Source organism: uncultured Aquimarina sp., assembly GCF_947492115.1.
GTDB lineage: Bacteria > Bacteroidota > Bacteroidia > Flavobacteriales > Flavobacteriaceae > Aquimarina.
The window spans coordinates 40,753-56,172 of the sequence record NZ_CANLMM010000010.1 but is presented as its reverse complement, the minus strand read 5'-3'; the positions used below and the strand labels follow the sequence as shown (position 1 = coordinate 56,172).

The 15,420-nt window shown below is 32.1% G+C and carries 15 protein-coding genes; all 15 read left to right on the top strand.

The features are described 5' to 3' along the window. The first annotated feature begins 262 nt into the window (after positions 1-262). The 15 genes from Q1A73_RS21785 (at position 263) to Q1A73_RS21715 (ending at position 15,393) form a co-directional block, all read left to right on the top strand. Positions 263-907, top strand: coding sequence for a hypothetical protein (locus Q1A73_RS21785; RefSeq protein ID WP_299610148.1), 645 nt, complete (start codon positions 263-265; stop codon positions 905-907). Between the two features lie 29 nt (positions 908-936). After that, complete coding sequence (locus tag Q1A73_RS21780) at positions 937-1,341, top strand: DUF6326 family protein (RefSeq protein WP_299610143.1); 405 nt, start codon at positions 937-939, stop codon at positions 1,339-1,341. Between the two features lie 352 nt (positions 1,342-1,693). Continuing rightward, complete coding sequence (locus tag Q1A73_RS21775; RefSeq protein WP_299610140.1) at positions 1,694-2,287, top strand: hypothetical protein; 594 nt, start codon at positions 1,694-1,696, stop codon at positions 2,285-2,287. A 736-nt stretch (positions 2,288-3,023) separates the two neighbouring features. Continuing rightward, positions 3,024-4,754, top strand: a complete 1,731-nt coding sequence (locus Q1A73_RS21770; protein WP_299610137.1) for an AIPR family protein — start codon at positions 3,024-3,026, stop codon at positions 4,752-4,754. 221 nt (positions 4,755-4,975) lie between these two features. Next, entirely contained in the window at positions 4,976-6,346 is a 1,371-nt protein-coding gene (gene dgt, locus Q1A73_RS21765) for a dGTP triphosphohydrolase (protein WP_299610134.1), read from the top strand. A gap of 115 nt (positions 6,347-6,461) precedes the next feature. After that, complete coding sequence (locus Q1A73_RS21760) at positions 6,462-6,908, top strand: GNAT family N-acetyltransferase (RefSeq protein WP_299610131.1); 447 nt, start codon at positions 6,462-6,464, stop codon at positions 6,906-6,908. A gap of 161 nt (positions 6,909-7,069) precedes the next feature. Next, a complete protein-coding gene (gene tssD, locus Q1A73_RS21755; RefSeq protein ID WP_299610128.1) occupies positions 7,070-9,160 on the top strand; it encodes a type VI secretion system tube protein TssD in 2,091 nt (696 codons plus the stop codon). Positions 9,161-9,237: 77 nt separating this feature from the next. Then, entirely contained in the window at positions 9,238-9,849 is a 612-nt protein-coding gene (locus Q1A73_RS21750; RefSeq protein ID WP_299610126.1) for a hypothetical protein, read from the top strand. A gap of 262 nt (positions 9,850-10,111) precedes the next feature. Beyond that, positions 10,112-10,648, top strand: a complete 537-nt coding sequence (locus tag Q1A73_RS21745; RefSeq protein WP_299610123.1) for a Crp/Fnr family transcriptional regulator — start codon at positions 10,112-10,114, stop codon at positions 10,646-10,648. A gap of 56 nt (positions 10,649-10,704) precedes the next feature. After that, positions 10,705-11,274, top strand: a complete 570-nt coding sequence (locus tag Q1A73_RS21740) for a DinB family protein (RefSeq protein ID WP_299610121.1) — start codon at positions 10,705-10,707, stop codon at positions 11,272-11,274. A gap of 471 nt (positions 11,275-11,745) precedes the next feature. After that, positions 11,746-12,198, top strand: coding sequence for a nuclear transport factor 2 family protein (locus Q1A73_RS21735; protein WP_299610118.1), 453 nt, complete (start codon positions 11,746-11,748; stop codon positions 12,196-12,198). Positions 12,199-12,458: 260 nt separating this feature from the next. Beyond that, positions 12,459-12,911: a GNAT family N-acetyltransferase gene (locus Q1A73_RS21730; protein ID WP_299610115.1), complete on the top strand. Its 453-nt coding sequence runs from the start codon at positions 12,459-12,461 to the stop codon at positions 12,909-12,911. A 133-nt stretch (positions 12,912-13,044) separates the two neighbouring features. Then, positions 13,045-13,881, top strand: a complete 837-nt coding sequence (locus Q1A73_RS21725; protein ID WP_299610112.1) for a LytTR family DNA-binding domain-containing protein — start codon at positions 13,045-13,047, stop codon at positions 13,879-13,881. 133 nt (positions 13,882-14,014) lie between these two features. After that, positions 14,015-14,668 (top strand): CPBP family intramembrane glutamic endopeptidase, encoded by a 654-nt coding sequence (locus Q1A73_RS21720; protein ID WP_299610109.1) that lies wholly within the window; start codon positions 14,015-14,017, stop codon positions 14,666-14,668. Positions 14,669-14,799: 131 nt separating this feature from the next. Next, positions 14,800-15,393 (top strand): Crp/Fnr family transcriptional regulator, encoded by a 594-nt coding sequence (locus Q1A73_RS21715; protein WP_299610106.1) that lies wholly within the window; start codon positions 14,800-14,802, stop codon positions 15,391-15,393. The last annotated feature ends 27 nt before the right edge of the window (positions 15,394-15,420 follow it).

The following is a 15,420-nucleotide window of genomic DNA, read 5'->3' as shown; positions in this document are numbered from 1 at the left end:
TTAAAACGAATTCCAAATGTTTAATAACTAATTTATAAAAGCGTCAATTCGAGTGATTTTTCGTAATAGAGTGAAGAAAAATTGTATCGAGAATAGCTTTTATTCCTAGTGATAATTGTCATAAATCTCAAAACCTTTTGCAGATAGAAAAACAGCTTTTGCAGAGACATATCTTCGTCTTGCATAGTAAAGTTTTATAACCATTCACTTCACTAGATATTTGCTTCAGTATTAATTGTGTAATCCAGTAAAAAATGAAGTAATGAGAACTTTACGAATCAAATTATTGTTATTCATCATCGCCACAGTATCCGAGATGGCAGCGCAGGTATCAATTCCAAACGGAGATTTTAATCAGTTCGAAATGATCCATTGTCAAGATCAGGAATATGAACTGCCAGTAGGATGGAAAGAGCATCCTAAAAACGAACTATGGAGACAAACCTATAATGAAGGTTTTGCCTATAAATATGAATTGCCAGATGTCAATGGAAAAGCTTTGGCATTGCATAGAGGATATCTAGCACAAACCAACGAAATTCTAACCCGTTTTTTTGTTACTGAGAATATTCAACAACTACAATTGACTGGACGCTATAAATTTTCTGGATCGGATATCGATGAGGCAGAAGACGTATTACGAATCATCGTCATTTCTTCGAAAAAAATAATCCACACGATCTCAGATAAAGATTTGGAAGATGCTCATATTTTAGACATCACCACGCCCAAAGCCCAATTCGATAGGTTCTATTTGGAGATAGACGAGATCCAAAAGAATGCCTATGTCACTATTGCGATTCAATTAATATCCGGTAGTGATGATAGTTTTTATTGGGGGCAATCCAATGCGGTAGTGGATGATCTCAAATTTGTACCCAACCATCGCATCACAGCCATACACTAACATTTTAATCCATTTAAAAAATACAACAGATGAAAACAAACACTATAGACCCAAGAATATTATTATCCACCTTGTGGATTGTCATTCTATTTAATATGATCGTAAGAGATCTACACGAATTTTTACGCGAAGGATATATCGAACATATGATGTCACTTCAAATCCCAGAAGTGAATATGTTGGTATATGGTTTTGTGTCTCAGATTCCTATTTTAATGATCTTATTATCCAGAATATTAAAAGACAAAGCCAATACCTGGTACAATACCATTGCAGCGATCATAACGTCACTAGGTTTTCTAAGCACATTACCTAATGCAGATATGGATGATATCTTTTTCGTGGTCATCGAAAATATCTTACTACTCGTAATCATCAGAGTTTCCTGGAAACTATCCTATCAACCCTCAAAACCAAATAACGAGTTGTTATGATAAACTTAAACAAAATTTACGTCAGTCAGAGTGATCCGCTTTGGGCGGATTGTATCGAAGACAAGTAAATTTTGAAAAACAAACATAAAGTTAGCACTTAGGCGTCACACTTAGACATCCAATAAAAGTTTTATTCAGTATAGGTATTTAACGTAATGAGCTTGAAATGGCCTATCAAAAAGAACTTTAAAACTCAAGGTGTCGCACTGAGCCCTTCGACAAGCTCAGGACAGTGCCTGTCGAAGTTTACACTAAGGTATCACGCTGAGTCTAATATGAAACCGGACACTGAGGTGTCACACTGAGCTTGTCGAAGTGTACTCGAAGTGTAATCAACACAAAAAACAAACATATGATACATATAAAAAAACTACTAATCATCGTATTACTACTATGGATGATAGCAATGAATGCACAGCAACAAGATCGTTCCTCATTTTTTGTAGGATACGAAACCTTTGAAATGACCATGAACAAGTTCCAGAATTTTGCCGGAGAAGTAGGTTATCGTTTTAATGAAAAACACCAAATCCGATTAATGATCGGAGAGGTGAATCTCACCGAAAGACATTTATCTAGCAAATGGGAATCTGCTGCTGTGGATGGTGATAATGTAGAAGGCTATTTTCGGATTTATGAGTTGTACTACGATCGTTATTTTGGAAAGCGCAAGAACTTTTACTACAGTGGTAGTGTAGCCTATGTAAAAGATGAGTATAACCATCTGATCTCTTCCAATCGTTTAGTTAATGAAACCGCCACGGTAGGAGTTGCGATTGGATACCGAAAAGAAAATATATTTGGGATCAAACATTTATATACCAATATCTCCATTCCTTTTCGGTACTATTTTAATAACATCCCAGAAACGCAGTGGGAAGGCGCTACGATTAATGCACACAGATTTGTAAACAACTTTTGGTTCTTTATCGGCTACCAATTCTAACTATAAACCAAGAAGAACCCGAGCACTGAGGCGTCGAGCTGGGATGACACAAAATTTATGTCAGTCAGAGTGATCCGCTTTGGGCGGATTGTATCGAAGACAAGTAAATTTTGAATAACAAAAATGAAGCGTCGTGCTGAGGTGTCACACTTAGACATCCAATAAAAGTTTTATTCAGTATAGGTATTTAACGTAATGAGCTTGAAATGGCCTATCAAAAAGAACTTTAAAAATCAAGTCAGCAGCGTGTGCTTGGGGATGAAAAACTGTTTGAGCGATAGCGAGTTTTTTTCATCCGTGGCTGAAGGTGGCGTAGCATTTTCTTAAGTTGTTTTTGTAAGCCTAGACTTTTTTGTTTCTTTTTTTGGCAATGAAAAAAAGAAAAGAAGCTCCATCAAAGTGAATTGGATAAAATTAAATTCATTGTATCGATTTGAAAAACAATGTTTTATAAAATACGGCAATAGTAGCCAGTCGAAGTGCTCCCGAAGCGAAAAAGCAAAACCCGGACACTGAGCCCTTCGACAAGCTCAGGACAGCGCCTGTCGAAGTGTCGAATCTAAACCACTTACACAACAAAACCAGCAACTCATACAAGCTGGTTTTTTTATTTAGGGAAATTTACGTTTCTTTAGTGAGGTTTGTGGATAAGTACAAACTGGATTGAGATATAGTAGTATGTGCGTAAGTCGATATCTCTATTTTAAAGTTAATTTGAAAAAAGTACAAGAAAAATATGGATGCAATCACTAAAAGTTTTTTAAAAGAATTTGTAGAAAGTAAAAATTATACATCATTGGCTTTGAGTGATCAATTTGAAATGTTTTCTAATTTCTGTATTATAAATAAAGAATATGACTCTGTAAGTTTTGATGAAAAGGAGATTTCTACTGGAAAGAGTACACAAGGAATTGACGGAATTGGAATAATTGTTAACAATAAACTATGTAACTCCATTCAAGAAATTCAGGAATTAATAGAACTTAATAGATTTTTAACCGTAACTTTTGTAATAATACAATCAAAAACTTCATCTAAATTTGATGGAACTCAAATAGATAATATGTTTCGTTGGACAAAAACTTATTTCAATGAGCAATCTGATTTATTTGTAACAAACGAAATGAGGAATTTTATAGAAATGAAAGAGTATATATATGCTAATTCAAAATATATGAAAGATCGTAATCCTATTTGTAATTTATATTTCTGCTCAACAGGTAAGTGGGTTGATGATTTAAACCTGTTAAAAGTTGTAACGGACAATACAAAGGAGTTAGAAGACCTTAATTTATTTGAAAGCATTACATTTTATCCTTGCGATTCTAAGAAAATCCAAAAACTATATAGAAAAACCAAAGAGCCCGTAGAAGCTTCAATTAAATTTGAAAAAAAGGTCACTATTCCAACAATTAATGAAATCAAAGTGGCTTATTCAGGTATGATTCCTTTTTCAGAATTCAAAAAAATAATAGTTGACGAATCAGGGAAAATGAAATCCGTTTTTAACGATAATATTAGAGATTATTTAGAACAAGAAAACAATCCAGTGAATTCAGACATAGCTAATACCTTAAAAGCAGGAAACCTTGATTCTTTTTGTATTTTAAATAATGGAGTGACAGTTGTAGCTGATGAAATATCAGGACCTGGAGATAATATCACTATTACAAATTATCAAATTGTTAATGGTTGTCAAACTAGCAATGTTTTGTATGAAAATAGGAATGTTCCTGATATTGATAGAATGCACATTCCCTTAAAAATAATAGTAACAGATAATTCAACTATTAAAAGTAAAATTACAAGAGCCACAAATAATCAAACAGCTGTTGATGCTGTGGAACTAGAGGCTTTAACTGAATTTCAGCGGAATTTAGAATATTATTATCAAGCTTTACCCAAGGATAATTACAAGCTATATTACGAGAGAAGAACTAATCAATTTAAAAGTTCAGAAATCCCTATGAATAGAATTGTAAATAGAGAAACTCAAATTAAAGTATTTTCATCTATGTTCTTGGACAAACCTCATTTAGTAGCTGGTTATTATGGAAAGTTAATAAAAGATATGGGAGATGATATTTTTAACAACGAACATGATTATCTTCCTTATTATACTAGTGCTTTAACATATTATATTTTAGAAAATTTATACAATACGAATAAATTAGACAAGACTTCAAGACGTTTTAGATATCAAATTATATTAATTTTTAGATTTATGGTATCACCTCAAACAGTTCCAAATCCTAAAGACAAGAAAAAAACTGAAGCTTTTTGTAATAGAGTTATTGAAGTTCTTAAAAATGAAATAGAAGTCATTTCAAAATTTAAGGAGTCAATAAATTTCTTGAGAAGCGAGTTTTTAAATTTGGATTTTAAAGATAGGAAGACAGTTGAAAGAAAAGCAACTACCGATATAATTACAAATGGATTAATAGAAAAGTATCTAAAACAGACATAAAAACCAACCTATAATATTGTGTCTGGGACATAGCTAATAAGAGCTTAACCGAAAGGTTTGCGACTATTTAGTAAACCAGTCAAATTTTTAATTTGACTTTTAAAAGAGAAAATTAAAAACAAAATATAAAATTAGGCTCTTTTTTGACTGGAAAGTTGGGCTCTTTTTTAACACTATTCTCTATACACCAGACCGATTGAGTGTATTAAAATTTTAAACTAATGAAATGGACAAATTGCTTTAGTAACAAAAGATTTGGAGTTGACTTCAAAAATAGAGGACCTAGAACGGAATATGAAAGGGATTATGATAGACTTATTTTTTCTTCAGCTTTCAGAAGACTTCAAAATAAAACACAAGTTTTTCCACTACCGAAAGATATTTTTGTTCACAATAGGCTTACTCATTCATTAGAAGTAGTAAGCGTTGGTAGATCTTTAGGGAAAATTGTGGGAAGTGAACTTTATAAGTTACCTGAAATAAATGAAAATGAAGAAGCAAGAAAATTCTACAGGAATCACTTAAAAAACGTAATAGGATCTGCTTGTCTAGCTCATGATATGGGAAATCCTGCTTTTGGACATTCGGGAGAAAACGCTATATCTAAGTACTTTAACGAGAGAGAAGATGATGATGAATTCAGAAAGCTTTTTTCTGATGAACAATGGGAAGATTTAACGAATTTTGAGGGAAATGCCAATGCGTTAAGATTACTAACGAAACAATTAAATAATCGTTTAGAAGGTGGTTATAGATTAACATATTCAACATTGGTCAGTATTCTAAAATACCCTTGTGAATCACTTGCCGTTAATGAAAAGAAAGGTAAACACAGAAGTAAATTTGGTTTCTTTAATGATGATATAGATACTTTTAAAAAAATTGCAAAAGAAGTCAACTTAATAAAGGAACAGGATAAGCCTTTAGTCTATTCTAGACATCCCTTCGTTTATTTAGTTGAAGCGGCAGATGACATTTGTTATAATATTATTGATTTTGAAGATGCTCATAGACTGGGAATACTAACAACGAAGGAGGTAGAAAGTAATTTTTTGAATTTAATTAAGTTAAACAAAGATGAGGATATTGATAACATTAAAAGGACATTGAAGATTCTTAAGAAAGATCCTAATGAAAAAATCGCTTATCTTAGGGCAAAAGCAATAAATTTTTTAACTATTGAAGCATCAAAGGTTTTCATAAAGAATAGGGACCTAATAATTAAAGGAGAATATAAAAGCTCATTAATAAAAGACATAAAGGAGGCTCAGCCTATTATAAAAAAGATAAAGAACACTTCTATAAAAAAATTATATAATCATTATTCAGTCGTTAAAATCGAGCTAGCTGGTTTTAATATTATGTCTGGTTTAATTGAGGACTTTGTCGAAGCTTTATTAATTAATAAAGATGATAGAAAAAAAAGACATCATAAAATACTGAGTTTGATTCCTGAACAATATAGATTTAATGAAAAACAAAGTACTTACTCTAAAATTATGTGCGTATTAGATTTTATGTCTGGTATGACTGATTTATTTGCTTTACAATTATATAAAAATATCAAGGGTATTGAAATACCTAGAATATGAAACGCATCTTAACGATGTGAATGTATAAGAAAAAATAAAGTTTCATTCTTAATCGAAAGAATCTGGTCTAACAAGTTTACAAGATTATAGTTCCCCAAAAACCGTAATCAATAAAATGCAAATATCGTTTACAACCTATACAGACAATGACAAAACCGAGGTTTTGGAAATGATGGCTTCCTTTAACAAAATGGAGGGCTATGCTTTTGATCCAATGGGTAGACAAAAGAATCTATTAGAATTTACTTCAAACGGATCTTTGGGGAGGCTTTATGTAATGAAACTCCATCAACAAATCATTGGATATCTAGTGCTGGCATTTGGATTTAGTTTTGAGTATAATGGTCGAGATGCGTTTATAGATGAGTTCTATATAAAACCAACATATAGAAACAAAGGAATTGGCGCCTTAACACTAGATTTTATAGCCTCAGAATCCAAAAAACTTGGTATACAAGCTCTACATCTAGAAGTAGAACCTCATAATGTACACGCTAACAAATTGTATCTAAGCAAAGGCTATCGTTCTAATGATCGAAAATTGTTGACCAGAAAAATATAAACTGTCATTAATAACTTCAAATAACCAGCAACCCTTGCACAGGAAAAATTTAAAAAACTGGGGTAACATTTTGCTCTTCCAAGACACATATATATAACGTTATACATCATAGCCAAACAATACCGAAAATTCCGTATTTTTAAAACATAAACAAATATGAAATGAGCTTCAAAGCTACTCTTTATATCTTTGAAAAAGAATATCCTCTATTGGATTTAGATTATAACCTAATCCAAAATACCGATGATACGGGTCGTCCTAATAGTAGAGTACATGGTGGGAAAATTAATGTTTCTGTCCAAGCAACAAAGGATGATTCTGGAATTGAAGGAACAATGATTTCGGCAACTCAAATGGTAGAAGGGAAAATTGTAGTTTATAAAAGAGATGGTATGCAAAAAGACTTTGAAATCAAATTTGCAAATACCTACCTTTCATTTCTAAAATACCGTTTTAATCATCAGAGTACAGATAATCTTGTTATGGATATCACTTTTAGTGCTTTGATTATGGAAATTAGAAATTCCATTTATGAATCTCCTGTAAACCCTAATAACCCCTTTAGTCAAGAAAACATTCCCGTAACGGTTAAGGAAACTCCTCAAACAACAATTACTAGAATAGTTTGGATGAATGCTGATGACCAAGAAGAAGGGATCTCTGAAATTGGAATTACCCAAAAAGCAAGCCTGTTCGCAGAAATTAATAATCCAGAAGGTTCGACAGTTAATATTACCATAGAAAAAGAGGATGGTACTGAGTTTGAAAATGGGAAAAAACAACTTCTTTTTACAGAAACCGTTTCTCATGACGGACGGGTAGAAATCTCACCTTTCGAGATCAAAGAACAATGGGAAGAATTTAAAACTGCAGATATTGACAAGCTTATTGCAAAAGTTGAACATAATGGAGTGAGTAAAAAAAGTAATCCTTTACAAATTATTCCAAAACCTAAAGCAACACTGCACTTTAGACCACATAGTGGATGGAGTGGTGAATTTGGATTTGACTGGATGAGAATAGAAGATACAAGTATCGATGGAGATGTGGATTACGAACAAAACGTTGGTGAATATGGGACAGTATATGCAACCCAACCAGGAGCAGTATTTACTCCAAAAGATTATTCCGTTTTAGAGAATGAATACAACCCTACCAATATTAATAATAGAAAAGATGCAGCAGGAAATCCTATACAATATTATACACCTTGGTTAACTATTTATAGAAAACCTAATGTAGTCAATGCACCTTATGCCGAATTAGAATTATTGACAGAAGTAGATGTGCAGCCTGATGAACTTTATATTGAATTTCCTAAAAAGCATTTTGATATTACTGGAGCTATTGATGATCCTAATGATGCGACCTTAAAACACTATAAATTAGGTGCCGCAATGATGGGAGTAACGAGCACAGGAAATCCAAACAAAACAACCATACAACTACAATGTATTCATACACTCTCCAAAGATGAAACTATTAAAGTTTGGGCAGCAAAGAAAAAAACGAATGGAACATTAGATACTCCTGTACTTTCCGGAATGCTAAAAGTTAGAGCTAATAATAAAATTAATAGACGAGTTAGCAAAATTGTATTTGTGAATGTGATTACAAATATCAATGGTTTGAGAAACCCAGTTAATGGAATTATAGCTGCAAATACAACAACTCAAGAGAATTATTTGTCTCCTTTCCTAAAACAGGCTTTGATAAGATCTGATGTAGAAAATGAAAATTTAGATTTATTTGATGCTTCTTTACCAGAGGTACAAACTTTAAATACAGATTATACCCTAGCTCGTGGAAGGAATAAAATTTTTAATAAATATAGTAATAGTGGAGGGACTAGTTTGGTGAACTTTTTAACACAAAAGTTTAATGCTAAACCTGCATTTACAAAATATGCAAATTATTACAAGGTATTCTTTTTAGGAGAAGCTGGTGGTCGTATGAATGGAAGGAATATAGTGGGACTTGGAGGGCATGCAAATGGAATCCCATCTAAAGAATGTGTTATGTATGCTAACCCGATGCCTTTTTTTGTGGCACATGAATTGATGCATTGTATGGGATTATATCATAGTTTTGATAATAATGGAACGCATACTTTTAAGATAGGGCAAACCGAGAATATTATGGATTATTCACACGTAGCTCGCTACGCAACACCAAATGGAACTTTAACCCAGATCAGTACTTGGAAATGGCAATGGGAAATCTTAAAAAACAGTAATGAAAACGAGACTTGATGATGAGAGCACTTATTATTTTATTTTTAGCATTCTGTTTTACAAACTGTAACTCACAAATACAAAAATCTAAAAAGATGCAACTTACAGATAAAGAGATCAAAGAAAGAGGTTATCAAATAAAAAAGGAAGATACGATCTTTATGAAGGATGGAAAATTAGATATTACTAAACTTAAAGAAATCGGTATATCTAGTGGTAGCAGTGAACCAGCTTATTATCAATATGAAGGTTATGTAAATGATACATATGTTTACATATCAGGTAATACAAAAAACGGATTTGGGAAGAACATAAAATTTAAAACGGAAGATTCATTTAGATATGGTTTTAGTTACTTTCCGTCAGGTGAATTAAAAGGATATGGTATCGAATATTCCAATTTTTTTAAAAAGGGTATTTGGTATGATTACGATATTCAAGGTACTATAGAAAAATATGAAAATTATGATGCTCCTTATGAATTCAGTTGGGAAGATGTGAAACAATTTCTTAAAGAACAAGATATTAAGGAAAATCAGATTCAAAATATTTTTAGAGGAGAACTCAATGGAGTTCACGGTTGGGAAATCATATATAAACCAGAAGAGTTTTTAAAAACCGATAATGTAAAAGTGTTGACCTTAGATCCAAAAACTGGTAAAATCGTAAAAACTGAAATTAGAGACGTATCGAGACAATTGGATTAATCACATTTTGACATCAAAATTATTCGTACAATGAAGAAAAATAGTATCGAAATTAGGCTTTTACCTAAAATTTACTTGTCTTCGATACATCTCACCTTCGGCGGACACTCTGATTGACGTAAATTTTCTTAGGTCGAATTCACGTTAAATAGGGGAATTTGCGTTTCTTTAAGGAGTATATGCAAAATAAGTACAAATAAAACAACATATTATACCCATATATCCATAGACTGATATCATGCTATGGTACCTGCAAGCTAATATGAATCCTATTTCAAACTTAATTGATAAAATAAACAACCAAAAGCTTTGGGATAGAGAAATAGTATTAGAACGCAATGAATACCTAAAGGTAAAGGGGACTATCGATACCAATATTTATTTAATAAAAAGTGGAAGTTTACGAATATTTGTAATCGATGAATACGAAGAACATACCATAAGATTTGGGTATAAAAATAACTTAATAGCATCTTTAGATTCTTTCTTAAATGAACAACCGTCAGATTTCTATATACAAGCATTAAAAAAAACGAATGTTAATGTCATCAGTAAGAAAAAGTATATATCCTTTATCGAATCATCATCTGAGAATAAAGAACTATGGCTTTCTGTTTTAGAAAATTTTGTATTGCAGCAAATGGAAAGAGAAAGAGATATTCTAACATCATCTCCTGTGGAGCGCTATAAGAGAGTTTTAAAACGAAGTCCACAACTATTTCAGGAGATACCGAATAAATATATTGCTTCGTATTTAAGAATGACACCAGAAACACTTTCTAGAATTAAAAAATCTTAATTTCAATCAATTTTTTTTTAAAAATCTCTGTTGACATTTGTAATAAAATAAAGGTAATGGCAATAGCGACTAAAAAATTATTACAAGACTTATTAGAAATTACACGAGCGAACTTAAACGGTGCAGAACAATTAAAAAAGGAATCTTTCACTGATCTAAATTGGAAGCCAGCTTCAGAAAGTTGGAGCGCTTTAGAATGTATCGAACATCTAAATAGGTATGGAGATTTTTATATTCCAGAAATCACTGTCAAAATACAAACTTCTACACACAAGCCTTCTGAAATTTTTAAAAGTAATTGGTTGGGTACATATTTTAGCAAGTCCGTTTCTTATAATGAGAATGTAAAGAAAATGAAAACCTTTACATCTATGAATCCTCTGCACTCAGAATTAGATCTTAAAACTATAGACAAGTTTATACAACAACAACATCAGATACTAGCACTTTTAGATCAGTCCAAAGATGTAAATCTTGACAAAACGAAAACTGCAATTTCGATTTCACGATTCATCAAATTGAGATTAGGAGATACGTTTAGAGTGGTCATATATCATAATCAAAGGCATATAAAGCAAGCAGAAAAGGCAATAAACATGTCGATAGGTAAGAAGTTGCATGTTTAATTGAAGTGAATTTGATGTAATTTTTAAATTCTTAAAAGCCGTCAAATTGAGTGATTTTTCGCAATAGAATGAAGAAAAATAGTATCGAAATTAGGCTTTTACCTAAAATTTACTTGTCTTCGATACATCTCGCCTTCGGCGGACACGCTGACTGACGTAAATTTTCTCACGTCGAATTCATGTTAATTACTGCAGCGCTACGAAGTTTGCAACTTCATAGTTTCTTAAAAACTGCAATTAGAAAAATGTAAACAAAGGTTATCATTCCAACGACAGCAAACTTTAACTAAAAAAATAAATGAACGTTAATTTTTAGCAAAAACCAGCAACTAACAACTGCTGGTTTTTTGTATGTAGGGGAATTTGTGTTTCTTTAGTGAGTAAGTACACATAGAATAACATACAGTAAGAATAAAACGATAGCTTGGTATATAATCAACCTTATAGCGCATTGCACAAAAAAATAAAATGATGAAAAAAAGCATAGTTACTTTCAGTTTCCTATTCTGTCTAATGAGCATTTCTTTTTACGGACAAAACAAAAAGGATTCTCTAGAAATCAAGCAAGTGGCATTAGATTATATTGAAGCTCAGCATAATGTAAAACCTGAGCAATTCGAACAAGCTGCGCATCCGAGAATGGTAAAAAGAACTTTTTGGACGAATAAAAAAACGGGAAAGGAATATTTAAGAGAAACTTTCACCGATGCCATGATCCTACTAGCAGAAACCTATAATCAGGATAAAGATAAGTTTCCCGAAAACCCCAAAAAGGAAGTTGTGATTTTGGATATTTATGACAAAGTAGCTTCTGTAAAACTCATTGCAGATGATTGGATTGACTATATGAACATTGTAAAACTCAATGGCAAATGGCAATTGGTAAATGTGTTGTGGCAGTTTAATGACGCTAAAAAGCACTAAAATATACAATCCGACCTTACATTATTTAGAAAGGTTAGCATCTTTTTTCTTGCTATGTTTCATATACAAATATGTTCTTTTAGTTACAGGTATCTGTAAGAGTTTTGCCTAAATACATACCAATAATGCATAATAGATCTGTGCTGAAAAGTCTACAATTTCGTAGCAATACATCATCAGGAACTCATATATGCTGGTTTTTTTATCTAAGGGAATTTGCGTTTCTTTAGAAGAAGGTTTATAAATGAGGATAGATACCAATGATATTTAGAAAAGCTACAAAAAATGATGTTGCCAAAATCGTAGAAATGATTTCGGATGATGAGCTCGGAAAAAGTAGAGAACAGTACCAAATACCATTACCCAATGAATATCTACGTGCATTCCAAAATATAGATGCGGATCAAAACCAGGAATTAATTGTTGTAGAAAATGAAAATGCAGAAATCATTGGAACGCTGCAATTGTCATTTATTCAGTATTTGACATATCGTGGTGGAATTAGAGCACAAATAGATGCAGTAAGAATTAAAAAAGACCAAAGAGGACTTGGAATCGGAAAAGCTATGTTTGAATGGGCAATTGAGCGAGCAAAAGAGCGAAAAGCATACGTGTTGCAACTTACCAGTGACAAAAGAAGACCTGATGCTATTAGATTTTATCAAAGTTTAGGATTTAAAGCTACCCATGAAGGGATGAAATTACATTTCTGAATAAAAAAGCTCATTATTAATATTCCATACCTACCTTACTGATCGTATAGTACGACCAAGAATAAAAAATAAATGAATGACAGCAATTGATATTATTCCTTACTTTTAAACCTGTACAAAAAGGTTTTCATACGTGTCTATTAAACAAGTAAACAAACATAAAAAAGGAACAGTATGGCAAAAATTTCTGAGCAGTTCAGCATGGCGTTGGTTACAGAAAGCCATGGTGTTAATCCTCTTCTCATTAGTCGTAAATCATATAGCAGCAAGCGATAATTTTCAGGATGATACGGCATATAGATTTCCTATAGAAGGTTTTCTGTTCACTATTATTTTTTCTACTCTAGTAGCCATAATTGCACATTTCAATTTTAAGTTTTACAAGAAAAAGTATTTTTCCATAAAAGTAGAGATCGCTAAAGTAATAAGGTTTATGGCGACGACTTTGGGATATATTACACTAATTTATATTCCCGCAAATGTTACTATAGAGGCTCTTGCAGATGGAGATATACATATCTATTATATCGTAATTGGTTTACTGATTACCTTACTAATATGCTTTATTTTAATAGGTTTATGGTATGCTCAGGATATCTACGAGTTATATAAGTTGTCTCTAAAAGATGCTGAAATTACGATTGATAATGGTATAAAAATGACAAAGCTGAGTTATGAAAATATTGCTTGTTTTTACAGCGAAAACAAAATTGTATATACCGTTAAGAATGATGGGACAACCATGAATACAGATTTTACCTTAAATGAGCTCGAAGAAAAAATAAATGATCAGTTGTTTTTTAGAGCCAATAGGCAAATGATCGTTCATAAAGATACCATAGATCAAGTTGAAAAGATTGAAAACGGCAAGTTGCGTATTTTATTAAAAACCTGTATTAAAAACGATGCAATTGCTAAAATCACCATCAGTCGTTACAAACGAAAAGCATTCATGGATTGGTTTCTATAAATGATGGCTAAAAATTATCGACTATTCAGTTGTAATTTACGACCATTCAGTAAAAACATAAGTATTTAAAGGGGTTTTCAGAGATTTTGTTCATTATTTCGTTTAGAATTTAAAATCAAAAACAATGAACAAAATGAGCTTACGACAAATAGTAATTCCATTAATTACTACTGCAATTATCTTCTTTTTATGGTTTGGACCGATTACCCTTAGTTATTTAGAAAACATCGTTATTTCGATATTAATCATTATTGCTAATTATATAGAATACCAAGGGAAACCATTTTTGGCGCTTGGGTTTCAACGAGAAAAATTTACAACCAAAAGTATATTCGTACTTGCTCCATTGGTAGCACTAGGTCTTTTTGTTTTTTATGTGTTTTTATTAGTTCCTGGAATTACAAAACTCACAGGAGCTCCGATAGACTATTCGAGTTTTAATGAATTAAAAGGAAACCTTCCAGCTTGTTTGGTGGCTTTATTGATCGTATGGGCATCAGCAGGATTTGGAGAAGAAATTATCTTTCGAGGTTATTTTATGCGACAGTTGGTGAAATTCTTTGGCGAAAGTAAAATGAGTATACTACTTAATATATTGCTTCTGGCTTGTTTTTTCGGATTCATGCATAGCTATCAAGGAATCACAGGACAGCTTGTTACAGGTATTGTCGGAGCAATTTTAGCAACGATATTCTACTTACGTAAATACGATTTGTGGTTCCTTGTTGCAGTACATGGTTTTTTTGATACCATAGCCTTAATTTGTATTTACTTTGGTTTATTCTAAAAAAATACAAAGGAATAGCACCTATAACTTTTTATGATCCTTGTGCATAGTGAGTGCGTTATGGGTGCTTTTTGAACTTTGCTATATACCAATTAATTCTTTACATTGAAGTCATTGAAACTTAGCGCACTTTGATATATAAAGAATCACATACACTGATACTTAATAATATAGCCAGGTTTATTGATTTAACTGAGCTGGAAAAGCAAAAATACCTCTCTTTACTCACCGAAATAGAAGTAAAAAAGAAAGAGTTTTTGATGCAGGCGGGTGATATCACGACCTACGAGTATTTCATCACCAAAGGATGCTTAAAAGTGTATACATTAGATGAAGATGGAGTGCCTCACATATCTATGTTTGCCGTAAAGGATTTTTGGACAGGTGATATGGCTAGTTTTATGACTAAAGAACCGACGCGTTATTTTATTAAGGCTACCGAGCATTCGGAATTATTAGGGATTTCTAAAGCTAATTATGAATTGCTGTTTCAGGAAATTCCAAAGTTCGAGAAGTTTTATCGTATGCTATACCAAAGATCGCTAGTAAGTTATATAAGACGTTCTAATCATGGTATCTCTTTAACTGCCGAAGAACGATATATTGAGTTCAAAAAGAAATATCCACAAATCATTAACAGGATTACCCAAAAAGACTTGGCAGCTTATATTGGCATTACTCCAGAATTTATGAGTAAAATTATTTCGAAAGTCAATCGAATGTAAAAGTCTTAAACTAGTTCATTTTTTTTC